Origin of the sequence: Enterobacter sp. 2VL (assembly GCF_005503595.1) — a bacterium.
Classification (GTDB): Bacteria; Pseudomonadota; Gammaproteobacteria; order Enterobacterales; family Enterobacteriaceae; genus Enterobacter; species Enterobacter cancerogenus.
This window is the reverse complement of the sequence record NZ_SCNE01000002.1, coordinates 224,120-248,280: the sequence shown is the minus strand read 5'-3', so window position 1 is coordinate 248,280 and position 24,161 is coordinate 224,120. Positions and strand designations below refer to the sequence as shown.

Annotated in this window: 18 protein-coding genes; 9 read left to right on the top strand and 9 right to left on the bottom strand. The window is 59.0% G+C overall.

What is annotated here, in order from left to right:
- Positions 1 to 50: 50 nt before the first annotated feature.
- A complete protein-coding gene (locus FFS28_RS05570; RefSeq protein WP_137849005.1) occupies positions 51 to 1,373 on the top strand; it encodes a PTS sugar transporter subunit IIC in 1,323 nt (440 codons plus the stop codon).
- Positions 1,374 to 1,389: 16 nt separating this feature from the next.
- Entirely contained in the window at positions 1,390 to 2,106 is a 717-nt protein-coding gene (locus FFS28_RS05565) for a GntR family transcriptional regulator (RefSeq protein ID WP_006177325.1), read from the top strand.
- Positions 2,107 to 2,149: 43 nt separating this feature from the next.
- Here FFS28_RS05565 and ldtB read toward each other — a convergent pair whose 3' ends face one another.
- Complete coding sequence (gene ldtB, locus FFS28_RS05560; protein WP_137849004.1) at positions 2,150 to 3,070, bottom strand: L,D-transpeptidase; 921 nt, start codon at positions 3,068 to 3,070, stop codon at positions 2,150 to 2,152.
- A gap of 222 nt (positions 3,071 to 3,292) precedes the next feature.
- On the opposite strand from ldtB, the gene FFS28_RS05555 reads away from it, so the two are divergent.
- A complete protein-coding gene (locus tag FFS28_RS05555; RefSeq protein ID WP_137849003.1) occupies positions 3,293 to 4,888 on the top strand; it encodes an ABC-F family ATPase in 1,596 nt (531 codons plus the stop codon).
- Positions 4,889 to 4,978: 90 nt separating this feature from the next.
- Here FFS28_RS05555 and FFS28_RS05550 read toward each other — a convergent pair whose 3' ends face one another.
- Both FFS28_RS05550 and FFS28_RS05545 read right to left on the bottom strand, forming a co-directional pair.
- Entirely contained in the window at positions 4,979 to 7,342 is a 2,364-nt protein-coding gene (locus FFS28_RS05550) for a glycoside hydrolase family 31 protein (RefSeq protein WP_137849002.1), read from the bottom strand.
- Positions 7,343 to 7,359: 17 nt separating this feature from the next.
- The gene (locus tag FFS28_RS05545; protein ID WP_137849001.1) at positions 7,360 to 8,661 is read right to left on the bottom strand and encodes an MFS transporter; all 1,302 of its coding nucleotides are present in this window, start codon (positions 8,659 to 8,661) and stop codon (positions 7,360 to 7,362) included.
- Positions 8,662 to 8,950: 289 nt separating this feature from the next.
- Here FFS28_RS05545 and FFS28_RS05540 point away from each other — a divergent pair, with 289 nt between their 5' ends.
- Positions 8,951 to 10,024, top strand: a complete 1,074-nt coding sequence (locus tag FFS28_RS05540; protein WP_137849000.1) for a LacI family DNA-binding transcriptional regulator — start codon at positions 8,951 to 8,953, stop codon at positions 10,022 to 10,024.
- Here the strand turns inward: FFS28_RS05540 and FFS28_RS05535 are convergent.
- The 4 genes from FFS28_RS05535 to FFS28_RS05520 form a co-directional block, all read right to left on the bottom strand.
- Entirely contained in the window at positions 10,021 to 11,277 is a 1,257-nt protein-coding gene (locus tag FFS28_RS05535) for a DUF1479 domain-containing protein (protein ID WP_137848999.1), read from the bottom strand. The genes FFS28_RS05540 and FFS28_RS05535 overlap by 4 nt on opposite strands.
- A gap of 149 nt (positions 11,278 to 11,426) precedes the next feature.
- Positions 11,427 to 12,242, bottom strand: a complete 816-nt coding sequence (locus FFS28_RS05530) for a Cof-type HAD-IIB family hydrolase (RefSeq protein ID WP_042321105.1) — start codon at positions 12,240 to 12,242, stop codon at positions 11,427 to 11,429.
- 216 nt (positions 12,243 to 12,458) lie between these two features.
- Entirely contained in the window at positions 12,459 to 14,891 is a 2,433-nt protein-coding gene (locus tag FFS28_RS05525; protein ID WP_137848998.1) for a formate C-acetyltransferase/glycerol dehydratase family glycyl radical enzyme, read from the bottom strand.
- Positions 14,892 to 14,895: 4 nt separating this feature from the next.
- A complete protein-coding gene (locus FFS28_RS05520; protein ID WP_137848997.1) occupies positions 14,896 to 15,795 on the bottom strand; it encodes a glycyl-radical enzyme activating protein in 900 nt (299 codons plus the stop codon).
- Between the two features lie 127 nt (positions 15,796 to 15,922).
- Between FFS28_RS05520 and fsa the strand changes: the two genes are divergently transcribed.
- Complete coding sequence (gene fsa / locus FFS28_RS05515) at positions 15,923 to 16,585, top strand: fructose-6-phosphate aldolase (RefSeq protein ID WP_137848996.1); 663 nt, start codon at positions 15,923 to 15,925, stop codon at positions 16,583 to 16,585.
- A 93-nt stretch (positions 16,586 to 16,678) separates the two neighbouring features.
- Here the strand turns inward: fsa and moeB are convergent, their stop codons facing one another.
- Both moeB and moeA read right to left on the bottom strand, forming a co-directional pair.
- The gene (gene moeB, locus FFS28_RS05510; RefSeq protein ID WP_137848995.1) at positions 16,679 to 17,431 is read right to left on the bottom strand and encodes a molybdopterin-synthase adenylyltransferase MoeB; all 753 of its coding nucleotides are present in this window, start codon (positions 17,429 to 17,431) and stop codon (positions 16,679 to 16,681) included.
- Position 17,432: 1 nt separating this feature from the next.
- Positions 17,433 to 18,665, bottom strand: coding sequence for a molybdopterin molybdotransferase MoeA (moeA, locus tag FFS28_RS05505; RefSeq protein ID WP_137848994.1), 1,233 nt, complete (start codon positions 18,663 to 18,665; stop codon positions 17,433 to 17,435).
- Positions 18,666 to 18,854: 189 nt separating this feature from the next.
- Between moeA and iaaA the strand changes: the two genes are divergently transcribed.
- From iaaA to gsiC, 4 genes are read left to right on the top strand one after another with little or no spacing between them, the layout of a single operon-like run.
- A complete protein-coding gene (gene iaaA / locus FFS28_RS05500; protein ID WP_137848993.1) occupies positions 18,855 to 19,793 on the top strand; it encodes a beta-aspartyl-peptidase in 939 nt (312 codons plus the stop codon).
- Between the two features lie 11 nt (positions 19,794 to 19,804).
- Complete coding sequence (gene gsiA / locus FFS28_RS05495; RefSeq protein WP_137848992.1) at positions 19,805 to 21,670, top strand: glutathione ABC transporter ATP-binding protein GsiA; 1,866 nt, start codon at positions 19,805 to 19,807, stop codon at positions 21,668 to 21,670.
- A gap of 23 nt (positions 21,671 to 21,693) precedes the next feature.
- Positions 21,694 to 23,232, top strand: a complete 1,539-nt coding sequence (gene gsiB, locus FFS28_RS05490; RefSeq protein ID WP_137848991.1) for a glutathione ABC transporter substrate-binding protein GsiB — start codon at positions 21,694 to 21,696, stop codon at positions 23,230 to 23,232.
- An 8-nt stretch (positions 23,233 to 23,240) separates the two neighbouring features.
- Positions 23,241 to 24,161 (top strand): glutathione ABC transporter permease GsiC, encoded by a 921-nt coding sequence (gene gsiC / locus FFS28_RS05485; RefSeq protein ID WP_006174252.1) that lies wholly within the window; start codon positions 23,241 to 23,243, stop codon positions 24,159 to 24,161.

The window sequence follows — 24,161 nt, the reverse complement described above, 5'->3', positions numbered from 1 at the left end:
CCGTACGCTGCCAGGCCGTTTTTGTGACTGATTGATGGAAAATATCCGCTATGTCTGAAGCAAAAATAACACCGCATATGCAGTCTTTTGTCGACAAATTTGTAGAGTTCTCGGCGCGCCTGGCAAACCAGGTGCACCTGCGCTCGTTGCGCGATGCCTTCGCCACGGTGATGCCGATTTTCATCCTCGCCGGGCTGGCGGTGCTGGTGAATAACGTGGTGTTTCCGTGGATCTTTGAAGGCGACACGTTGGCGCAGTTCAAGGTGTGGGGCGAGGCGATAATCAACGGTACGCTGAATATCGCCGCGCTGCTGCTGGCCCCGATGATTGCCTGGGCGCTGGTGCGTAACAAAGATTTCGACAATCCGGTCTCGGCAGTGGTTATCGCCGTCAGCAGCTTTATCATCATGATGCCGATGCAGCTCTCGCTCACGCCTGCAGGCAGCCAGACGGCGGTCAACGTTACCCAGGTACTGTCGTTTGGCAATATTGGCAGCACCGGGATTTTCGCCGGGGTGCTGATTGGCCTGCTGTCGACGGAAATCTTTATCGCCATTTCGCGCCTTAAGGCGCTGCACATTTCTCTGGGGGAAAATGTCCCACCTGCGGTGAGCAAATCCTTTACCGCGCTGATCCCGACGATCATTACGCTCTCTCTGTTTGCCGTGCTGGCCGCCGTGCTGGCGAATGTCCTGCACACGGATCTGATCCACCTCATTACCACCTTTATCCAGCAGCCGCTGCGCCTGATTAACACCAGCCTGCCGGGGACGATTTTTATCTACAGCTTCGGCAACTTCCTCTTCACGCTGGGTATTCACCAGTCGGTGGTCAACAGCGTGATTCTGGAACCGTTCCTGCTGATTAACACTAACGAGAACATGCTGGCCTTTGCTAACGGTCAGCCGATCCCGCATATCATCAACAACATCTTTGTCCCGACCTTTGGCATGATCGGCGGTACGGGCAGCACCATTTCGCTGCTGATCGCCATTTTCATCTTCTCGCGGCAAAAATCGGCGAAGCAGGTGGCCCGTCTGTCTCTGGCGCCCGGCCTGTTTAATATCAACGAGCCGGTTATCTTCGGCCTGCCGATTGTCTTTAACCTGCCGCTGATGATCCCGTTTGTTCTTCTGCCCGCCATCGGCATCTATTTCGCCTGGCTCTGCACCACCCTGGGGTTGATGTCGCGCTGCGTGGTGATGATCCCCTGGACCACGCCGCCGATCCTCAGCGCCTGGCTGGCAACAGCGGGGGACTGGCGTGCCGTGGTCGTGCAGTTGGCAATCATGACATTTGGTGTATTCTTCTACCTGCCTTTCCTCAAAATAGCCGAGAGAGTGGCGTTGAAAAACAGCGGGATAGAAAACTAAACAGAAGGACAGGACGATGGCGGCGAAGTACATCACCATAGCGCGGGAAATCAAGAAACGCATTATCAGCCAGCAGTACGCCGCCAATGAACCGCTGCCGGACCAGTTCGCGCTGGCGGCGGAGTTCAGCACCAGCCGGATGACCATTCAGCAGGCGATGCGCCAGCTGATTGTCGAAGGGCTGGTCTACACCCGTCAGGGGCAGGGGACGTTTATCCGCAAAAACTTCCTCCAGCTTTCGCAGTGGGATCTCTCTGGCAGCGACTACTTTGGCGCAACCAAAACCTGGGCACACCTTGGCACGGTGAGCAGCCAGGTGGTGCATTTTGAACTGCGCTTCCCCAACGAGAAAGAGCAGGCCTCGCTGATGATTAACGGCGATGCGCCGGTCTATGATTTTATCCGCCTGCGTCTGCTGAACGGCGAGCCGATGTCGCTGGATTCCACGGTCATGCCGCTGAACCTGGTGCCGGGGTTAAACAAGAGCCATCTTGAAAGTTCGGTGTTCCAGTATGTGCAGGAGACGCTCGGGCTGAAAATCATGGGGTCGTATCGGGTGGTGCGGGCGTTGAAGCCCAACGAACTGGATATGCAGCACCTGGTCTGCGAGCAAACCGACCCTGTGCTGGAGGTAGAGCAGGTGATCTATCTTGAAGACGGTACGCCGCTGGAGTACGCCCACTGCCACTATCGGTACGACCACGGCGGGATTGTTATCGTCAATAACGGATAAAAAAAAGCGGGCCTCGAGGCCCGCTTTTTTATGCGTGTTGCTATCAGTTCAGACGCACCGGCATACCGGAACGGTTCTGGATCGCCTGATCGACAACGGTCGTGTCCACATCGGCCTGAGAGGTCACGGCCTGTACCGCGCTGGTCAGGGTAATTGGCACGATTTCGTTGTTGTTGATCTGGTCTTCGCTGGTGGAGAGCGGGTTGTGCACCTCAATGTAACGGCTGCCGTCTGGCTCCGACGTCGCTTTCACCGGTTCATTAATGAACTGCACGCGCGTACCCACCGGCACGTTGTCGAACAGGAATTTGATGTCGTCGTTACGCAGACGCACGCAGCCGTGGCTGACGCGCAGGCCGATACCGAAGTTAGCGTTGGTACCGTGGATAGCGTACAGACGGCCAATATACAGCGCATACAGACCCATCGGGTTATCCGGGCCGGCAGGGACGACGGCTGGCAGCGGCTCACCGGCAGCGATGTATTCCGCGTGCATTTTGGCGGTTGGCGTCCAGGTTGGGCCGGCTTTCTTACGCTCAACTTTGGTGGTCCAGTTCAGCGGGGTGTCTTTACCGAGCTGGCCGATACCGATTGGCAGCACGATCACGGTGTTGGTGCCTTTCGGGTAGTAGTACAGACGCATTTCCGCGCTGTTGATCACGATGCCTTCATGAACGGTATCAGGCAGGATCAGCTGCTGAGGAATGTTCAGTACGGTGCCCGCTTTTGGCAGGTACGGGTCGACGCCCGGGTTGGCTTCCAGCATGTTAGACAGACCAAGCTGGTATTGCGCAGCGTAGTATTCCAGCGGCTGGGTGTTGCCCTCTTCAACGGTGACAACCTGGTTTTGACCTACCAGACGGCTTCCGTCTGTCGGCAAGGGATAAGTCACCGCAGAGGCGGTTTTGCAAAAACCTACGACGGCTAACGCTGCCGCAAAAAGCGTTGTTAATTTCATGTTCATGTTTTGCGAGGTATCTAAGCCATTCCGGCGATGAGTTGATAAGTCTGAATCTGTGATGGGAGCGCATTATATGTGCATTCCTGCTCACTGGGAATTCAGATGTGTACGAAATCACATTTTTTTCGAATTTGTTAAAGTTTAGTGCATTGCTGCAACACGGGATCTCAATTCGGAATTGTGGCATAATGCCGCGTTTATCACACTTTTCGCAGGAATCTCTCCGTGTTAGTTACCAGCAACGTCACTATGCAGTTTGGCAGTAAGCCGCTGTTCGAAAATATTTCCGTCAAATTTGGCGGCGGCAACCGTTACGGCCTGATTGGTGCCAACGGTAGCGGAAAATCCACCTTTATGAAGATCCTCGGCGGTGATTTGGAGCCGACGCTCGGCAACGTGTCGCTCGATCCTAACGAGCGTATCGGTAAGCTGCGTCAGGACCAGTTCGCCTTCGAAGAGTTCACCGTGCTCGACACGGTGATCATGGGACACGGAGAGCTGTGGGAAGTGAAGCAGGAGCGCGATCGCATCTACGCCCTGGCCGAAATGAGCGAAGAAGACGGCTATAAAGTGGCCGATCTCGAAGTGCTGTACGGTGAAATGGACGGCTACTCAGCCGAAGCGCGCGCGGGCGAGCTGCTGCTGGGCGTCGGTATTCCGGTTGAACAGCACTACGGCCCGATGAGCGAAGTCGCGCCGGGCTGGAAGCTGCGTGTGCTGCTGGCGCAGGCGCTGTTCTCAAATCCTGACATCCTGCTGCTCGATGAACCGACGAACAACCTGGACATCGATACCATTCGCTGGCTGGAGCAGACGCTGAACGACCGCGACAGCACCATGATCATCATCTCGCACGACCGTCACTTCCTGAACATGGTTTGTACCCACATGGCGGATCTGGATTACGGCGAGCTGCGCGTTTACCCGGGCAACTACGACGAATACATGACCGCGGCAACCCAGGCGCGTGAACGTCTGCTGGCTGATAACGCCAAGAAGAAAGCGCAGATCGCTGACCTGCAGTCCTTCGTCAGCCGCTTTAGCGCCAACGCCTCAAAATCGCGTCAGGCAACCTCGCGTGCCCGTCAGATTGACAAGATCAAGCTCGACGAAGTCAAAGCGTCAAGCCGTCAGAACCCGTTCATCCGCTTCGAGCAGGACAAGAAACTGTTCCGTAATGCGCTGGAAGTGGAAGCCCTGGCAAAAGGTTTTGAAAGCGGTCCGCTGTTTAAAAACTTCAACCTGCTGCTGGAAGTGGGCGAGAAGATTGCCATCCTCGGTGCCAACGGCGTGGGTAAATCCACCCTGCTGAAAACGCTGGTGGGCGAACTGCAGCCGGACAACGGTACCGTGAAGTGGTCCGAAAACGCGCAGATCGGTTACTACGCGCAGGACCACGAGTACGAGTTCGAAAACGACCTGACGGTCTTCGACTGGATGAGCCAGTGGAAGCAGGAAGGCGATGACGAGCAGGCGGTGCGCAGTATTCTGGGGCGTCTGCTGTTCAGCCAGGACGACATCAAAAAGCCTGCCAAAGTGCTCTCCGGTGGTGAAAAAGGCCGCATGCTGTTCGGCAAACTGATGATGGAAAAACCGAATATCCTGGTGATGGATGAACCTACCAACCACCTGGACATGGAATCTATCGAATCGCTGAACATGGCGCTGGAGATGTATCAGGGTACGCTGATCTTCGTCTCTCACGACCGTGAGTTCGTGAGCTCCCTGGCGACCCGCGTGATTGAGATTACGCCAGAGCGCGTGGTGGACTTCACCGGTAACTACGAAGATTACCTGCGTAGCAAAGGTATCGACGGCTAAAAAAAGCCGGGTGGCGGCTTCGCCTTACCCGGCCTACATTCTGTTCCCTCTCCCCGTGGGAGAGGGTTAGGGTGAGGGTATCAGGCCGCACTACACCTCCCACTCACCCCCTTCAACACCATTCACCCGCAGCGTACGTTTTTCCCCCGCCGGTAACGACACCTTCAGCACCTTCCACGCCGGACGATAGTCGCCGCGTGCCGCGATATTCAGATGAATGCTCGCCCCGTCGCACACCATCTGCCACTCAACCCACAGCGCATTGCCCTGCTGGTAGCCCCAGCTCTCGCCGTCGTCCTCAAACAGCAGGCCCGACGTGGTACCCACGCCTTTCACCGGGAACAGCTTCAGCTCGCGGGTATCGTCTTTTTCAGCACTCACGTGGGTAATGCGCTCGCTCAGCGGCAGACCGGCCCCGGCGCGTACCAGCAGCGGCAGGGTTTCCAGCGGCGCGTCGCGGACGATCCACTGGCCGCCAGAGAACCACTCGTGGGTGTAATAGTCATACCAGCCGGTTACGTTATCCGGCAGCCAGACGCGGCGCTCGCGCTGACCGGCGTCGACAACGCTTGCCACCAGCAGGTCACGACCGAGCAGGAAATCATCGCACTCTTCAAAGGTCTGCGGATCGTGTTCGTGGTCGAGAAAGGTCGGGCGCAGCATCGGCTCGTCGTCCGCATGCGCCTGCCACAGCAGGGTATAGAGATACGGCAGCAGGCGGTAGCGCAGCTCAATCGCGCCGCGAATGGCAGGCGTGACGCCCGGATACATCCACGGCTCGTTAACGGTGCAATCGTCATTCCATGAGTGGATGGTAAAACGCGGATGCATCACGCCGTTCTGCACCCAGCGTACGAACAGTTCGGCATCGGGCTTATCGCCGGAGAAGCCGCCCACGTCGTGACCGACGTTAAACAGTCCGGATAAACTCATGCCCAGCCCCATGCGGATGTTATAGCGCAGTGTGTCCCAGTTGGTGCGGTTATCGCCGCTCCAGGTCTGGACGTAGCGTTGCATCCCGGCGCAGCCGGAGCGGGAGATCAGATACGGGCGTTTTTCCGGGGCAAAGCGCTGCTGCGCTTCCAGCGAGGCGCGCATCATCAGTAGCGGCATCACAGGGCGAATGTGTTTGATGGCAATGTCGTTGCCAAAGCCATGACACCGCGCTTCTCCGTCCCACACTTCATACTCGTTGTTGTCGTTCCAGGTGGAATCGATGCCCATCTCCAGCAGCTGCGTGGTGACGCCGTTCTGCCACCACTGCACCGTCTGCGGGTTGGTGAAGTCGAGGTGCGAGCCTTCATCATCCCAGAAGCTGGAACGTTCTGGTGCATCGGTTTCTGAATCACGAATGAACAGGCCTCTTTCCGCCACCTCGTTATAGCGCGGATGATCCTGCAGCAGGCACGGCTTGATGTTGGCGGCCAGTTTTAACCCGGCGTCATGGAACGCCTGGCTCATCACCTTCGGCTGCGGCACTTTGTCATGGTTCCAGTTAAAGACGTAGCGCTTGCCGTTGATCGAGGTATACCCGGACGAAAGCTGGAACGAGTCGCACGGAATAGCGTGCTCCTCACACAGGCGGATAAAGTTCATCAGTTGGTTTTGCGCGTCCGGCGCGTCGGTGTAGTGCATGGTTGACCCGCTGTAGCCCAGGCTCCATTTCGGGCCAAACAGCGTTTTACCGGTCAGACGCACAAAGGCTTTGGTGACGTCCAGCACCCGCTTACCGGTGAAAATGTAGTAATCGATATCGCCTGCTTCCGCCTGCCAGCGGCGGTAGGCGGTGTGGTAGTTGTCGATCTCGTTGCCCAGATCCAGCCAGCAGCTGCTCAGGTTGTCGTAAAACAGGCCGTAACTTACGTCGTCGCGGCGGGTAAGGGTGAACGGAATATGCTTGTACAGCGGGTCGGTGCTGACGGCGTTATAGCCCATCGCGTCGAGGTTGCGCATCTCGTAGCGTTTACCGTTGCGCTGCAGATCGCCCGCTTTTTCTCCCAGCCCGTAGAAGCGCTCGTCCTTGCGGCGGGTCAGGTAGTGCGCCACGCCGTCGCCGTGCGCGTTAAGCAGGTAGGCGCTGGTCGGACGGTCACTGACCAGTGGGTTCCATTGGCCGTCGTCACTGCGGTAATGCCACTCCAGCCACAGCGGCTGGTGCACGGTGACGCGCAGTTTGTCGGTGGCCATCGTCAGCACACCGTCTTGCTGCGAAAGCGTCCAGCAGGGGCAGGTGAAGCCGCTCAGATCGTCGCGGTGGCGGCCTTCCCACGGTACGTCTTTCTCCGGCGCGATGCTCCAGGTGCGGTCCAGCGCCAGCTCGCCTTTGCGTTTAATCAGCACGCGGAACAGGTTCTCTTCCAGCACGTACAGGCACAGGCGGTGCTGATTATCGACCAGCAGTTCCAGATGGTTCGCCGACTGCGTATCGACGGTCCAGTTTTTCAGGGTTTTCATATGCAATACATCCACTATCAGGCGCGCGTGGCGCGACGTTCAGCAATAAATGCCACCAGGAAAACAGCGCCAATCAGGTCAAAGAAACCCATGGCAATGAACAGCGGGTTAAAGCCAATTTTGTCGGCGGTCACCCCAATCAAAAGTGAGAACAGGAAGCTGGCGATCCACGCCGCCGAGCCGCGCATGCCGTTGACGGTCGCCATCTGGCCTTTGTCGAACGACTCCACGACCAGTGCGCTCAGCATGCAGGAGATAATCTGGTGCCCGAAGCCGCCGATGGAGATCAGCGCGATGGTGATATACGGGTCACGGGTTATCGCCACGACGGCGAGCGAGATCATCAGGAATGCGCCGGTTACGGAGCTTGCGACCACGGCGTTCACGCGTGAGCAGCCAAACAGGCGGGTGTACAGCCGGGTAAGGTAACCGCTCGCCACGCTGCCGAGATCTGCTGCCAGGAAGGGGAGCCAGGCGAACATCGCAATCTGCTTCAGGTCCATCCCGTGCTGTTTGGCGAGGTACAGTGGCACCCAGAAGCTCAGTACCGCCCAGGCAGGCTCGGCCATAAAGGCCGGAATGGCGATACCGTAAAAGCGTTTGTTCTTCGACACGGTTTTCAGTGCGGTGAGGAAGGGGAGTGTGACCGGCGGTGGCTCGTTATCCTGTTTGATAAACGCCAGCTCCTCGCTGCTGAGGTTCGGGTGCTGCTCCGGGTTGTGGTAGAACGCCCACCATAAAATCACCCACAGCAGCGCCAGCACGCCGGTAAACATAAACGCGCCCTGCCAGCCGAACGAGGCATGGGCAAAGTAGATGATGGGCGGGGCCAGCATTGCGCCGACCGAGAAGCCCACGCCCGCCCAGCCAGCCGCGACAGGACGTTCCGATTTCGGGAACCATTCGCCAATGGTTTTGGCGTTCGCGGGGGTGGCGGCCGCTTCTGAGGCGCCCATAAAGAAGCGCAGGATCGCCAGATGCAGCCAGCTTCCGGCCCCGGCATGAAAAATACACATCAGCGCCCACAGACCGGCGCACACCATAAAGCCAATCTTCAGGCCGATAACGTCAATCAGCCAGCCACACAGGGGCTGAAAAAGGGTGTAGGCAATCTGGAACGCCCCGACGATCCAGGAGTACTGTTCGGTGGTGATCCCGAGGCTCTCTTTTAGCTCGGGCGCGAGGATCCCCAGCGAGTTACGGGTGATGTAGTTAACGGTCACGCCCAGTAAAAACAGGACCAGAACGTACCAGCGCAGGTTCTTAATCACGCGGCGGGTTTTGCTTGCCGCAAGGGGTGTATTGATGTCCTGACTCATTTTGATCTCCACAAGACGGACGGCAGGATAGAGAAAGTAAGTTGTCACACACTTTTTTATATTTCGCTGAATGGTAACGGTTTTATGGATTAAACCTGTTATACCAATTCGATGCGTTTTGTGTGATAACTGCACAGTAGGGGAGAAAGTTGCTGGACAACAGGGGATTTTATGCAAAACTTTTCATGATCCTTTGTGATTGATCGTTCGTGGCCTGTGAAGCTAAGTTATTGAGCATTGGCGGCGATATGAAAAAATTTTCATGACACAACCGGAGCCAGATCACAAAATGGATAAAAGGTTAAAAATCACTCAAATCGCTGAGCGCACGCAGCTCTCGATCAGCACCGTTTCGCGCGTGCTGGCGGGCAAAGCCAACACCAGCGAACGTGCGCGGGCGAAAGTGCTGGCCTGCGCGCGGGAGCTGGGCGTGATGGACGGTCTGGCAGCGGGCCGTCTGCTGCTCAATAGCCTGGTGATTTTTGCCCCCCAGCGGGCGTTCGACGAGCGGTCCGATATCTTTTACTACCGCGTGATCCAGAGCATCAGCAAAGGGCTGGCCTCGCACGAGGTGCGTCTGCGCTACTGCGCGCTGGAGGAAAACGACGGCGACGCTCAGCTGTTTCTGACGCGCATGAACGAGCCGGATACCCAGGCGGCGATCCTGCTGGGTATCGACGATCCGCACATTCACGATCTGGCGGTCGACGTGGGCAAACCGTGCATGCTTATCAACTGCCGTGACCGGCATACGCGCTTGCCTGCCGTTGCGCCGGATCACCGTGCGATTGGCGAAAGAGCGGCGGAGTACCTGTTCGAGATGGGGCATCGTGAGGTGATGACCGTGCTCTGTCTGCGGCGCTATACCATGGAGCTGCGTCTGTCGGGGATCCGCGATGCGTGGCGCACGCATAATCTGAGCTTCGACGACAAACGCGATCTGCTGGAGGTGCAAAGCTTCAGTGCCAAAGAGACCGAGCGCGCGTTCAGCGAATGGCTCGGGCAGCGGCAGGGAAAAGAGCTGCCCACGGCGTTTCTGGTAGGCGGCGATTTTATGGCGGCGGGTGCCATCAGTGCGCTGCAAAATCACGGGCTGCGGGTTCCGCAGGATGTTTCGGTGATGAGCATCGACGGCTTTAATCTGGCGGCGATTCAGGACGTGCCGTTAACCGCAGTCCACGTCCCGCGCGATGAGCTGGGCGTGGAGGCGGTGCACATGCTCCAGCAGCGGTTGATGCGCCCGGACGCCCCGGTCGGCACGCTATTGCTCAACGGCACGCTGACGGTAAGGGAGTCGGTACGGCGGATACGTCAGGGCAAGCGACGCACCGCCGTCGAGCGGGAAGGGCTGTACGACGACTAGGCCATGCCCAGCGCCCGTTTGCCGTGGATGTTCAGGTCGTCCAGGGTAAAGCGATCCTGCCACGTCTGTTCGTAATCCTCGCGCGGGAAATCGCCCGGCGACGCGCCGGTGTCGAGCGCGGCTTTGACCTTCTTCGCGTAGGCGAGGTTTTTCTCGCACATCGGCGCGGCGGGGATATACATCACGTTGCCCCAGCCCTGCTGGTTTTCAACCGGTGCAACGGAGTGGATCACGTCGCAGTGCCACCAGACGGAATCTCCGGCTTCCAGCGCCGGAATGCTGGTCAGCGCCTCGATAAGCAGCGGGTGCCACTTCTCTGAAACCGGCAGTACGCGTCCCGGCGCGACGCCGCACAGTTCGTCCTCAGGGACATCGTCCAGCAGCGGACGCAGCAGAATATAGGCCATCGCTTCCGGGATCGGCACCACGTGCAGCAGACCCTGACCGGGGATCATGTCCGACAGCGCCGTCCAGCCCTGGAAGGTGCGGAACACTGAACATTTGGTGGTGTTATCCACGGTGTATTCTTCCACCTCGGTACGGTGCGCGGCGTTCCACGGATCGTATTGATCGACGTTGCCGTCAAACACCCGCGCGAAGACCTGCTGATAGGCCGGAAGCAGCCAGCGTTCCAGCGCGCCGGAATCGGTGTGTGCGCCCAATCCTTTCGAGGTGGTTCCCGGCGGGCGGCGGCGAATGCGGTCCGGATAAATTACGCTAACGTCCGGGTCGAACCACCGTTTGCCGTTGCTCTCGAATGTCCATAAACGGTTCAGGAACGACTGTACCTGGGCCATCTCCTCGCTCTGGCGCGCCTGCATTTGCGCCTGCGACCAGTAGATCGGGTAAATCTCCGGGCGAGAGGCCGTCAGGGTCCCGAAGAAGTTATCGCCCGGCCCTTTATACACCTCGTCAAAGTGGTTGAGATCGAGGTAATCGAGCATCGACTTATCCCACGCCAGCGCCTGCTCGCGCGGGAAATGACCTTTGATCACCGCACAGCCGCGACGCTTTACCGCGTCGCGCTGTTCCGCAGTTATCGTGCCGTTTTTGACATCCGCAAACGGGATCACCGGCCAGACGCTTTCGCCTTTATTCTTCAGCGCGTTAATTTCCGCCACGCGGGTGGCAATCTTGTCGCTGAGCTTGTCGAACACCGCCTGAACGTCACCGATCTGTGCGCGTAACTCGCGTTTCAACTGACGAATCGCCGCTTTGTGATCCGCAGGCAAAATTTCACTGGTAAACGTCATTACTGCCTCGCATCTTTCATTCGAAAGTAAAGTTATCTACAAGTGATACTTTAAGTTAAAAATAAGTTAATGCAAGTTTAAAAACTTGACCTGTGCCACAGGATGGGAAACGCGTGCGGTGCCGGAGCGATGCCCCGGCAGGAGAAGGATCAGATGTCGAACGGGGAGTGAGCGTCGAGCACGGCCTGAATAACGTTCAGCGCGCCCTGATGGTTGTTATCGTCGGTGCTGTAGCGGCTAATGTCCTTGATGCTTTCAGCCGCGTTGCCCATGGCAAAGGAGTACTTCACCAGCTTCAGCATTTCCGCGTCGTTGCCGCTGTCGCCGATACCCACGCACGCCTGCGGTGAGATTTTCCAGCGCTTCAGCAGGCGGCTGATGCCGTTGGCTTTGTGCAGGCCGGGAATGATCAGATCGACAAACCCGAAACCGCTGGTGACGGGTTTCATGATGCCGTCCAGGGACACGTGCAGTTTGTCGACAAGATTCGGGATATCGCTGTCCGGCAGGTTGAGGGAGAACTTGAACAACACGTCGTCGATTTCACGGTAGTCGCCGATGCGCTTCAGACGGTGGTAGTGCTTTGACATCAGCGCCACAAACGCCTCGGGGGCGCGATCGCTCACGTAGGCGCTTTCCAGCCCGCAGGCGACAAAGTTCAGCCCTTTGTCTTTCAGCAGTTCGCCAATGACGATTTGCGCTTCGTGGCGGGTCAGCTCGCCGTGGAAAATCTGTTCGCCATGATCGAACACCAGCGCACCGTTCTCCGCCACAAAGGAGATCTGATTTTTCAGCTCCGGGAAGAAGGAGATTAGCTGGTAGTACTGGTTGCCGCTGGCGACAACAAATTCAATATCACGGGCCTTAAGCTGTTCGAATTGTGCCTGAAAGCGGTCGCGGTCGTACTGCTTGGCGTCATCCAGGAAAGTACCGTCCATATCGGTGACGATAACTTTTACGGTCATACTGTGCTCCAGAGTCACTTCGTTTTGAAACATTCTAATAACAAGGTGACGGGGAGCACAAATTTAATTTCGAATGAAAGTAAAACAAAACGGCAACCGAGGCTGCCGCTGAGTGGTTTCTCCCTCTCCCCGTGGGAGAGGGCCGGGGTGAGGGCATCTGCGAGCGCATTTCCCCCTCACCCTAACCCTCTCCCTCAAGGGAGAGGGGATAACGCGTTACAACGTGTGCTCGGTACGCGCAATGATATCGTCCTGCGCATCCGGGGAGAGAGCGGTGAAGAACGCCGAATACCCTGCGACGCGCACCACCAGATCGCGGTACTGGTCCGGGTGTTTCTTCGCTTCCAGCAGCGTGTCGCGCGACACGATGTTGTACTGGATATGCCACCCCTTGTGCACCTCGAAGAAGGTGCGCAGCAGCACCATCAGCTTCTGACGATCGCTGTCGTTTTCAAGCGTCGACGGGTTCAGCTTCTGGTTGAGCAGCACGCCGCCAAGGATCGCTTCGGTCGGCAGTTTGCCCACGGAGCCAATCACCGCCGTCGGGCCGAGGTGGTCCGTGCCGGAGGCCGGGCTTGCCCCTTCCGCCAGCGGCGTATGCGCCTTACGTCCGTCCGGCGTGGCCATGGTTGCGGCACCAAACGGCACGTTGGCGGAGATAGACGATGTCCCGGCGTAGTAATTACCGCCAATCGGGCCGCGTCCATAGCGCGGGTTGTGGTACTGCTTCAGCTCTTCAATGTAGGTCTGATAAGCCCGGGTCAGCAGCATGTCCACGCTGTCATCGTCGTTGCCATACTTCGGCGCGCCGTTGATCAGACGCTGGCGCAGCTGTTCGTGCGTCAGCCCGTCGAAGTCATCCGCCAGAGCGGCGGCGAGCTGCTGTTGGCCGATGGTGCCCTGCTCGAACACCAGTTTCTTCACCGCGGCCAGGCTGTTCCCGAGGTTAGCAATGCCCACCTGCAGGCCGGATACCCAGTCATACTTCGCACCGCCCTGTTTGATGCTTTTTGCGCGCTCGATGCAATCGTCCACCAACGCGGAGCAGAGAATGTCGTGGACGTTCTCTTCCAGCATGGTGTCTACCACATACTCAATCTCGATGGATTTACGGGTGTAGTAACGGATCTGGGTATCCCACGCCGCCATCACCTCCTCGAAGTTATCGAAGTTGCCGGCAGAGAGCGCTTTCTCCTGCGGCAGGAATACCTTACCGCTGGTGGCGTCGCGGCCACCTTCCAGCGCGGCGAGCATCACGCGGGCAAAGTTGATAAAGCTCATGCCGGTACAGCGATAGCCCCACTTGCCGCCGACGGCGGTTTCAATACAGCCAATCGCCGCATAGTCGTAGGCATCGTTTTTCTCGACGCCGAGCTTGATGAATTCCGGAATAACGATTTCATCGTTGTTAAACGCCGGCATCCCGAAGCCGCAGCGGATCACCTGCACGCAGGCGTCGAGGAAGTCGTTACTCATGCCCGCATGGTAACGCACGCTCAGGTTTGGCTGGGTGGAGCGCAGGCGGCCGCAGGATTCGAGAATGGCGTAAGAGAGCGGGTTCACCGCGTCCATCGGCTCGCCGTTAACCAGCGTCTGCCCGCCGATGGTGACGTTCTGGTACAGCGGGCTACCCGCCGAAGCTTTAGAGTGCGAGCCGGAGCGGATTTTGTTCACCTCCAGCAGCTTCAGCCAGCAGCTGTGCAGCAGCTCAATCGCGTGCTCGCGGTCAAGGCTCTGGTTCAGCTCCACGTCGCGGCGGTAGAACGGATAGAGATACTGGTCCATGCGGGCAAACGACACCGAGTGGCCGTTGGACTCAATCTGCAGGATCAGCTGGATGAAGTAACACAGCTGCAGCGCCTGCCAGAAGGTGGCTGGCGGCTGGTGGGCAATCACGTCACAGTTTTCCGCTATTGCCAGCAGTTCGTCGCGGCGGCTTGCACGCGTCTCTGTCGAGGCCATATCGCGGGCCAGCGCGGCGAAGCGTTCAATGTGCAGGCTGACGGCGTCCAGCACGATATCGATCGCCTTGAGGAACTGGTCGCCGTGCAGATCGCCCAGCACCGTCAGGTTGATGCGCGAGCGGCGCTCGGCCACTTTGGCGCGCAGGCCGTCGAGGCCTTTCTCCAGCAGCAGCGGGAAGTTCACCGCCAGGTGCGCGTCACCGGAGGTCATGTTGCCTTCGGCTTTGATAATGCCGGTCTCCAGCAGGCCTTTCTGCTCGTCGGTGAACATGCCGTAGCAGCGGTCCTGTACCGTCTGGCCGCGCCACCATGGGCAGATGTCATGCAGCACGCGTTTGTTCTCTTCGCTGACCGCAAAGCCTGCGCCGGGGCGGTCGGCCAGATCGTCGATCTCTTTTTCAATCCACGAAACGGTATATTCCGGGAAAATCGGCGCGGCGCGGACTTCGCTCGCCTGGTTACCGACGATCAGCTCGTCGTGTTTGATCCAGATAGTACGCTGCGCCAGATGGTGCGCCAGCGCCAGGGCACGACGCACCGGGATCGGTTTGTCCATGTGCTGCTGGTACATTTCGGTGTAGTGCTGCGCGCGCTCGGTGCAGACCGGCGGCTTAACAATATGCACCAGGGCGGTTTTGTGCGCTTTAATTCGCTCGCTGAGGGTGGTGAGATTCAGGGTCGTCATAAGTTTATCCTCGTAAGGTCGCGGTTAACCCTTTGTGGCAGGCATACTGCTGTGCAAAGTCCAGCAGGGCAGGGTTATCCAGCGGTTTGTCAGGGGCAGAGTAAGGTTGACCGAGCAGGGTGTATTTGTTCATGCCCAGCGTGTGATACGGCAGAAAATGTATGTCGCGGACGTTGAGTTCGTCGGCGGCGAAGTTGGTGATGGCGGTAATGGACGCTTCATCGGCATTAAAGCCCTGAATCAGCGGCACGCGGATGGTGATATTTTTCCCTGCCGCCGCCAGACGCCGGAGATTATCCAGGATCCGTTTTGCTGAGCCGTCGGTCCACTGTTTGAACACGTCGCCATCGACGTGCTTCAGGTCGGCCAGGAACAGATCGACATACGGCAGTGAGGGGGCAATAGAGTGCCAGGGGACATGCAGGCAGGTTTCTACGGCGGTATGAATGCCGTGCTCGTGGCTGGCTTTAAACAGATTGTGGGCCAGCGTCGGGTTCATGAAGGGTTCGCCGCCGGAGAGGGTAATGCCGCCGCCGCTACGGTCGTAAAAGGGTTTATCGCGCAGGACGGTAGCCATGATCTCCGCTACCGGCTGCGTGTCTCCGCAGACGGTGAGCGCCTGCGTCGGGCAACAGTCGGTGAGGGCGTCGAGCGTCTCTGCATTCAGCCTTTCCCGATGGATGACCAGCCCGTTCAGCGCACGCTCGATAATGCCCGGCGCGGACTGCTGACACAGGTCGCAACCGTCCAGGCACAGACGCGCATCAAACAGCACGTCGCGGGTGCGGGAGCGGCTTTCCGGGTTCTGACACCAGCGGCAGCCCAGCGAGCAGCCTTTCAGGAACACCACGGTTCGAATTCCGGGGCCATCATGGGTAGAGTAACGCTGAATATTGAAGATCATTTTTTAGCCCTCAGGTTGCATATGAAGATTAAATTACTTTCGAATGAAAGTTATATTGATGCAGGTCAACTCCTGAGCAGGTTTTATCGTGATAGGTTAGGTACAGGCTAATTTTGAGGGTGACATCATGGAACTTTATCTCGACACATCTGACGTTGCGGCAGTGCGTAAACTGGCGCGTATCTTCCCGCTGGCGGGTGTGACCACCAACCCGAGCATCGTTGCCGCAGGCAAAACGCCGCTGGACGTGCTGCTGCCGGACCTGCACGACGCGCTGGGCGGGAAGGGGCGTCTGTTTGCGCAGGTGATGGCGACGATGGCCGACGGCATGGTAGAGGACGCGCGTAAGCTGCGCGCGATTGTTCACGACCTGGTGGTCAAAGTGCCGGTGACGGCAGAGGGGCTGGCCGCCATCAAGCTGCTGAAAGCGGAAGGTATTCCTGTGCTGGGGACGGCGGTGTATGGCGCGGCGCAGGGGATGTTGTCTGCGCTGGCGGGGGCGGAGTATGTGGCGCCTTATGTGAACCGCGTGGACGCGCAGGGCGGGGACGGGATCCAGACCGTGATTGAGCTGCAACAGCTGCTGTCCCTGCATGCCCCGCAGTCAAAAGTGCTGGCTGCGAGTTTCAAAACCCCGCGTCAGGCGCTGGATTGCCTGCTGGCGGGCTGTGAATCCATCACCCTGCCGCTGGACGTGGCGCAGCAGTTTATTACTTCACCGGCTGTGGATGCGGCGATTGTGAAGTTTGAGCAGGACTGGCAGGGCGCGTTTGGGCGGACGTCGATTTGAAATGTGCGGGCTGATGCCCTCACCCCGGCCCTCTCCCACGAGGAGAGGGAGAAAACCGTAGGTCGGGTAAGGCGAAGCCGCCACCCGACTTTTTTACTGGCCGCACACCTCACATTCCGGATTGCGCATTAACTTCATCTCGCGGAACTGGCAGGTCATCGCGTCGTACATCACGATTTTCCCCGCAGCAGGCGTACCGTAATGCGCCAGCACCTTGATCGCTTCCATTGCCTGCAACGAACCTATCACGCCGACTAACGGCGCCATCACGCCCGCTTCGACGCAGGTCAGTGCATTCTCGCCAAACAGGCGGCTCAGGCAGCGGTAGCAGGGCGCGCCGTCGGCGTAGGTGAAGACGCTGATGTGGCCCTCCATGCGGATCGCTGCGCCGGAGACCAGCGGGACTTTGTGCGCAAAACAGCCTGCGTTGAGCTGGTTACGAATGGCGACGTTATCGGTACAGTCGAGAACCAGATCGTGCTGCGCAATCTGTGCGGAGAGCGCTGCGTCATCCAATGCGGCGTCGATGAGCGTGAACTGAACGTTGGGATTAATACGCGCCAGCGCCGCCCGGGCAGATTCCACTTTCGGCTGACCCAGGGTTGCGTCGCTGTGCAGCGTCTGGCGCTGCAGGTTCGATACCGAGACGGTATCAAAATCCAGCAGCGTCATCTGGCCTACGCCCGAGGCGGCGAGATACTGTGCAGCAGCGCAGCCCAGGCCGCCGAGGCCAACCACCAGCACGCGCGCGGCCTTAAGCGCTTCCTGTCCTTCGAAGTCAAACCCGCGCAGGACGATCTGGCGGTTATAGCGCATCATCTCCTGGTCGCTCAGTTCCACCGTCATCTTAGCCTCCGAACAGGTGGTTAAAGCGTTCGACCCCAACCCATTCGCCCGCTTCTACGTTGCCGCGCTCGCGCTCCAGCACGATAAAGCAGTTGCCCTGGCTGAAGGAGCTAAAGATGTGCGACCCCTGGTGACCTGTGGTGCTCACCTCCAGCTCGCCGTCGGCACCCGCTGCCAGAATGCCGCGCTGGAAATCGAGACGGCCCGGCGACTTTTTCAGGCGCGTCGCCGCCCGCACGCGCAGGCGTTCAGGCAGCGGGCGGGTATGGCTGCCAGAAAGTTTGGTCAGCAGCGGGATCACCAACTGGTAGAAGGTGAGGGCCGCAGAGACCGGGTTGCCCGGCAGGCCGCAGAACCAGCTGTGCTCGAGCTTGCCGAAGGCGAAAGGTTTGCCCGGCTTGATAGCCAGCTTCCAGAAGGCGATTTCACCCAGTTCGTCGAGGATGGTTTTCGTGTAATCCGCTTCGCCAACCGATACGCCACCGGAGCTGATCACCACGTCGGCGCAGTTATCTGCTTCAATAAACGCCGCGCGCAACCGATCGGGATCGTCAGGAATGATGCCAAGGTTAATCACCTCGCAGCCCAGCTGCTCCAGCATCAGGTGTACCGCCAGGCGGTTAGTGTCGTAAATCTGGCCGTCCTGCAGCGGTTGGCCCGGAAGGCGCAGCTCGTCACCGGTGGAGAACACCGCCACGCGCACCTTGCGAATCACCTCGATGTCGGCAATACCGAGCGAAGCCAGTACCGGCAGTTCGCCAGCCGTCAGCTTTTGCCCGGCGGCAAACACCGTGGCGCCAAGGGTGATGTCTTCGCCCGCGCGACGAATGTTCTGGCCTGCCCTGACGCTGGCGGTAAACCGCACGCCGTCGTCGGTCTGTTCGGTCTCTTCCTGCATCACCACGGCTTCGCAGCCTTGTGGGACCGGCGCGCCGGTCATGATCCGCACGCAAGTGCCTTCAGGCCATTCGCCGCTAAACGGCTGGCCCGCAAATGCTTTACCCGCCACCGGCAGCGCCTTGCCCGTCTGGAGATCCGCCAGGCGCACCGCATAACCGTCCATCGCAGAGTTATCGAACCCGGGCACGTTGAGTGGGGAGACGATATCGCGCGCGGCAATCCGACCGAAACAGCGCACCAGCGGCAGCGATTCTGCGTCTTGCAGCGGGGAAATGCGGTCGAGCATCTGCGTGAGTGCCGTCTCAAGCGGCATCAGTCCGGCGTTAAAATCCATGGGTGGCTCCTGCACAGTAACAACGAAAGCGTCCATTATGGCAGAAAAGTGCCGCTAACAGTATGACCCGATGGGTGTACGCTTTACATCACAGTGGCGTCTTTCTATATTCAAAAATCATCTGAAGTTTCAGCGACGATAATGATATTTATAGAAAAAGCCGCAGGTCTGGCTAACGGGTGATGGGAAATGGTCAAAGCGGTAATCGCGATACATGGTGGCGCCGGGGCAATCACCCGCGCAATGCTCAGTCCCGAACAGGAAAAGCGGTATATTGACGCGCTTTCTGCCATCGTGGAAAACGGCCAGCACATGCTGGAAGCCGGGGAGAGCGCGCTGGATGTGGTCACCGAGGCCGTGCGTCTGCTGGAGGAGTGCCCGTTATTTAATGCGGGGATTGGCTCGGTATATACGCGCGATGAGACGCACGAGCTGGATGCCTGCGTGATGGACGGGGTGACCCTGAAAGCGGGGGCCGTGGCGGGCGTGAGTCATCTGCGTAACCCCGTCCTGGCGGCGCGTCTGGTGATGGAGCAAAGCCCGCACGTGCTGCTGACGGGAGCAGGCGCGGAACAGTTTGCCCATGATTGCGGGATGGAGCGGGTATCGGCCGATCTTTTCTCGACCCCGGCGCGCTACGAGCAGCTGCTGGAAGCCCGTACGGCGGGCATGACCCGGCTCGATCACGATGCGCCGCTGGACGAGCGCACCAAAATGGGTACGGTAGGTGCCGTGGCGCTCGATAAGGCGGGCAACCTCGCCGCCGCCACCTCGACTGGCGGAATGACCAACAAACTACCGGGTCGGGTAGGCGACAGCCCGCTGCCGGGTGCGGGATGCTATGCCAATAACGCGACGGCGGCGGTCTCCTGCACCGGCACCGGGGAAGTGTTTATCCGCGCGCTGGCGGCGTACGACATTACCGCTCTGATGGACTACGGCGGGCTTAGCCTGGCCGAAGCCTGCGAGCGGGTGGTGATGGAAAAACTGCCGGCGCTGGGCGGCATCGGCGGCGTCATTGCGGTGGATCGTGAAGGCAACGTCGCGCTGCCCTTCAACAGTGAAGGGATGTATCGCGCCTGGGGTTATGCCGGTGACGAACCCAGTACGGGAATTTATCGTGAATAAGGGGGCAAAACGTGCCGCACGCTGAAGCGATGGACAGCCGGGAAGTACTGTCCGTCCATCAACTGAACATTGCGTTCCAGGAGGAGCGGCAGTTCATCCCCGCCGTGCAAAATTTATCCTTTTCGCTGAACCGCGGCGAAACGCTGGCGATTGTCGGTGAGTCCGGTTCCGGGAAATCGGTCACCGCGCTGGCGCTGATGCGTCTGCTGGAACAGACGGGCGGGCAGGTCACCAGCGACAGGCTGCTGCTGCGTCGTCGTAACCACCAGGTGACGGATCTCAACGCCCTGAGCGCCTCGCAGATGCAGCGCGTGCGCGGGGCGGACATCGCGATGATCTTCCAGGAGCCGATGACCTCCCTGAACCCGGTCTTTCCGGTGGGCGAACAGATCGCCGAATCAATACGCCTGCATCAGGGGCTGAGCGGCGATGAGGCGCTCCTTGAGGCGAAGCGGATGCTTGACCGGGTGCGCATTCCCGAAGCGCAATCGATTTTAGGGCGCTATCCGCACCAGCTCTCCGGCGGGATGCGTCAGCGCGTGATGATCGCGATGGCGCTGTCGTGCCGTCCGGCCGTGCTGATTGCCGACGAACCGACCACGGCGCTGGATGTCACTATCCAGGCGCAGATCCTCCAGCTTATTAAAGTGCTGCAGCAAGAGATGGAGATGGGGGTGATCTTTATCACCCACGATATGGGCGTGGTGGCGGATATCGCCGATCGCGTGCTGGTCATGCATCAGGGCCAGGTGGTGGAAACCGGACGCGTGGAGCAGATTTTCCATGCTCCGGCTCATCCCTACACCAAAGCGCTACTGGCGGCGGTCCCGCGCTTGGGGGCCATGAGCGGCAGCGATTTACCGCGCCGATTCCCGCTGATTATTCAGGGCGAGGAACCGCAACCGGAAGTCGAGCAGGATACCGTGGTGGCGGGCAAGCCAATTCTGGAAGTGCGTAATCTGGTGACCCGTTTCCCGCTGCGCAGCGGCATCTTCAACCGCGTAAAGCGCGAAGTGCATGCGGTGGAAAACGTCAGTTTCGACCTCTGGCCGGGCGAGACGCTGGCGCTGGTGGGCGAGTCCGGCTGCGGGAAATCCACCACCGGACGGGCGCTGCTCAGGCTGGTGGCGTCTCAGGAGGGGAGCATTACCTTTAACGGTGAGCGTATCGATACCCTCGCGGACAGCAGGCTGCAGGCGGTGCGCCGGGATATCCAGTTTATTTTCCAGGACCCGTTCGCCTCTCTCGATCCGCGCCACACGGTAGGCTATTCCATTATGGAGCCGCTGCGCGTGCATAACCTGCTCGACGGCGAAGCCGCGCAGCGTCGTGTGGCCTGGCTGCTGGAGCGCGTGGGCCTCAAGCCGGAACACGCCTGGCGTTATCCGCATGAGTTTTCCGGCGGCCAGCGTCAGCGCATCTGTATTGCGCGCGCGCTGGCACTGAACCCAAAAGTGGTGATTGCAGACGAATCCGTCTCGGCGCTGGATGTCTCAATCCGCGCGCAAATCATCAATCTGCTGCTCGATCTTCAGCGCGATTTAGGCATCGCGTTCCTGTTTATTTCTCACGATATGGCCGTGGTGGAACGGATAAGTCATCGTGTGGCGGTGATGTACATGGGGCAAATTGTGGAGATTGGCCCGCGGCGGGCGGTCTTTGAGAACCCGCAGCACCCCTATACCCGCAAGCTGATGGCGGCGGTGCCGGTTGCCGATCCTGCCCATCGCCACGCCCGGCGCGTGCTCCTGCAGGATGAAATGCCGAGCAATATTCGTAAACGGGGTGAGCACATGGAGCGCGTGGCGCTGCGTGAAGTCGGCCCCGGACATTTTGTGGCCCCCCCGCGCCAGGACAATGCCTTCTCGCGGTTATAACTTACAACAGGCAGGAGAACACCATGGTTAAATTTGTTGCCCGGACAGGGTGGTTAGCCGCGAGCGTGGCGATGGCAATGGCCGCCGCCCCCGCATTTGCTGCCAAAGATGTGGTGGTCGCAGTGGGGTCTAACTTCACCACGCTGGACCCGTATGACGCAAACGACACCCTGTCACAGGCGGTGGCGAAATCATTCTACCAGGGGCTGTTTGGCCTGGATAAGGATATGAAGCTGAAAAACGTGCTGGCAGAGGGGTATACCGTCTCCGATGACGGGCTGGTGTATACCATTAAGCTGCGCAGCGGCGTGAAGTTCCAGGACGGGACCGATTTCAATGCTGGCGCGGTTAAGGTCAACCTTGACCGCGCCAGCAACCCGGACAACAGCCTCAAGCGGTATAACCTGTATAAAAATATCCGCAGTACCGAGGTAGTGGATCCGACCACCGTGAAAATCACCCTGAAAGAGCCGTTCTCGGCCTTTATCAATATTCTGGCGCATCCGGCGACGGCCATGATCTCCCCGGCGGCGCTGAAAAAATATGGCCAGGAGATCGGCTTTCACCCGGTGGGCACCGGCCCGTACGAGCTGCTGACCTGGAACCAGACCGACTTTGTGAAGGTGAAGAAGTTTGACGGATACTGGCAGCCGGGCCTGCCGAAGCTCGACACCATTACCTGGCGTCCGGTAGTGGACAACAACACCCGCGCGGCGATGCTGCAAACCGGTGAGGCGCAGTTCGCCTTCCCGATCCCCTATGAGCAGGCGGCGATTTTGCAGAAAAACAGCAAGCTGGAGCTGGTTGCCAGCCCGTCCATCATGCAGCGCTACATCAGCATGAACGTGACGCAAAAGCCGTTTGATAACCCAAAGGTGCGTGAAGCCATCAACTACGCCATTAACCGTCAGGCGCTGGTGAAGGTAGCCTTCGCGGGCTTCGCCACGCCAGCAACGGGCGTGCTGCCGCCGTCGATTGACTATGCCCAACAGTACCAGCCGTGGCCGTACGATCCGGCTAAAGCGCGCGAGCTGTTAAAAGAGGCCGGCTTCCCGAACGGCTTTAGCACCACGCTGTGGTCTTCCCATAATCACAGTACCGCGCAGAAGGTGCTGCAGTTCACCCAGCAGCAGCTGGCGCAGGTGGGGATTAAGGCGCAGGTTACCGCTATGGATGCCGGACAGCGTGCGGCAGAAGTGGAGGGCAAAGGCCAGAAAGAGAGCGGGGTGCGGATGTTCTACACCGGCTGGACGGCCTCGACGGGTGAAGCCGACTGGGCGCTGTCGCCGCTGTTTGCTTCACAGAACTGGCCGCCAACGTTGTTTAACACCGCGTTTTACAGCAACCCGCAGGTGGACAAAGACCTGGCCGACGCGCTGAAAACCACCAAACCGGAGGAGAAAGCGCGCCTTTATAAAGAGGCTCAGGACACCATCTGGAAAGAGTCACCGTGGGTCCCGCTGGTGGTGGAAAAACTGGTTTCTGCGCATAACAAAGCGCTGACCGGCTTCTATATCATGCCGGACACGGGCTTTAGCTTTGATGACGCGGATTTAAAATAAGATAACCCATGTTGAATTATGTGTGTAAACGGCTGCTGGGGCTTATCCCGACCCTGTTCATCGTGGCGGTGCTGGTGTTCCTGTTTGTCCATCTGCTGCCGGGCGATCCGGCGCGGCTGATTGCAGGGCCAGAAGCCGATGCGACGGTGATTGACCTGGTGCGCAAACAGCTGGGCCTCGATCAGCCGCTGTATAAACAGTTCCTGCACTACATGGCGAACGTGCTGCAGGGGGATTTTGGTACCTCGATGGTCTCGCGCCGCCCGGTGTCGGAAGAGATTGCCAGCCGCTTCATGCCGACGTTCTGGCTGACCCTTGCCAGCATGGGCTGGGCGGTGCTGTTCGGCCTGGGGGCAGGGATTGTCGCCGCCGTGTGGCGCAACCGCTGGCCGGATAAGCTCGGCATGGCGCTGGCCGTGACGGGGATCTCCTTCCCGGCTTTTGCGCTCGGCATGCTGCTGATGCAGATTTTCTCCGTAGAGCTGGGCTGGCTCCCGACCGTCGGGGCCGATACCTGGAAGCACTATATTCTGCCCTCCCTGACCCTGGGCGCTGCCGTGGCGGCGGTGATGGCGCGCTTTACCCGCGCCTCGTTTGTTGAGGTGCTGAGCGAGGATTACATCCGCACTGCGCGGGCGAAAGGGGTGAGTGAGAAGTGGGTCATTCTTAAACACGGCTTACGCAATGCGATGATCCCGGTAGTGACGATGATGGGGCTGCAGTTTGGCTTCCTGCTGGGCGGCTCTATCGTGGTGGAGAAGGTGTTTAACTGGCCGGGGCTGGGGCGTCTGCTGGTCGACTCGGTCGACATGCGCGATTACCCGGTGATTCAGGCGGAAGTGCTGCTTTTCTCGCTGGAGTTTATTCTTATCAACTTAGTGGTGGATGTGCTTTACGCCGCCATTAATCCGGCCATCAGGTACAAATAA

Excerpts from the sequence above, each read along its gene's own strand:
- FFS28_RS05570 (WP_137849005.1), top strand. The coding sequence starts at position 51 with ATGTCTGAAGCAAAAATAACACCGCATATGCAGTCTTTTGTCGACAAA.
- FFS28_RS05565 (WP_006177325.1), top strand. The coding sequence starts at position 1,390 with ATGGCGGCGAAGTACATCACCATAGCGCGGGAAATCAAGAAACGCATT.
- ldtB (WP_137849004.1), bottom strand. The coding sequence starts at position 3,070 with ATGAACATGAAATTAACAACGCTTTTTGCGGCAGCGTTAGCCGTCGTA.
- FFS28_RS05550 (WP_137849002.1), bottom strand. The coding sequence starts at position 7,342 with ATGAAAACCCTGAAAAACTGGACCGTCGATACGCAGTCGGCGAACCAT.
- FFS28_RS05545 (WP_137849001.1), bottom strand. The coding sequence starts at position 8,661 with ATGAGTCAGGACATCAATACACCCCTTGCGGCAAGCAAAACCCGCCGC.
- FFS28_RS05540 (WP_137849000.1), top strand. The coding sequence starts at position 8,951 with ATGGATAAAAGGTTAAAAATCACTCAAATCGCTGAGCGCACGCAGCTC.
- FFS28_RS05535 (WP_137848999.1), bottom strand. The coding sequence starts at position 11,277 with ATGACGTTTACCAGTGAAATTTTGCCTGCGGATCACAAAGCGGCGATT.
- FFS28_RS05530 (WP_042321105.1), bottom strand. The coding sequence starts at position 12,242 with ATGACCGTAAAAGTTATCGTCACCGATATGGACGGTACTTTCCTGGAT.
- FFS28_RS05525 (WP_137848998.1), bottom strand. The coding sequence starts at position 14,891 with ATGACGACCCTGAATCTCACCACCCTCAGCGAGCGAATTAAAGCGCAC.
- FFS28_RS05520 (WP_137848997.1), bottom strand. The coding sequence starts at position 15,795 with ATGATCTTCAATATTCAGCGTTACTCTACCCATGATGGCCCCGGAATT.
- fsa (WP_137848996.1), top strand. The coding sequence starts at position 15,923 with ATGGAACTTTATCTCGACACATCTGACGTTGCGGCAGTGCGTAAACTG.
- moeB (WP_137848995.1), bottom strand. The coding sequence starts at position 17,431 with ATGACGGTGGAACTGAGCGACCAGGAGATGATGCGCTATAACCGCCAG.
- moeA (WP_137848994.1), bottom strand. The coding sequence starts at position 18,665 with ATGGATTTTAACGCCGGACTGATGCCGCTTGAGACGGCACTCACGCAG.
- iaaA (WP_137848993.1), top strand. The coding sequence starts at position 18,855 with ATGGTCAAAGCGGTAATCGCGATACATGGTGGCGCCGGGGCAATCACC.
- gsiB (WP_137848991.1), top strand. The coding sequence starts at position 21,694 with ATGGTTAAATTTGTTGCCCGGACAGGGTGGTTAGCCGCGAGCGTGGCG.
- gsiC (WP_006174252.1), top strand. The coding sequence starts at position 23,241 with ATGTTGAATTATGTGTGTAAACGGCTGCTGGGGCTTATCCCGACCCTG.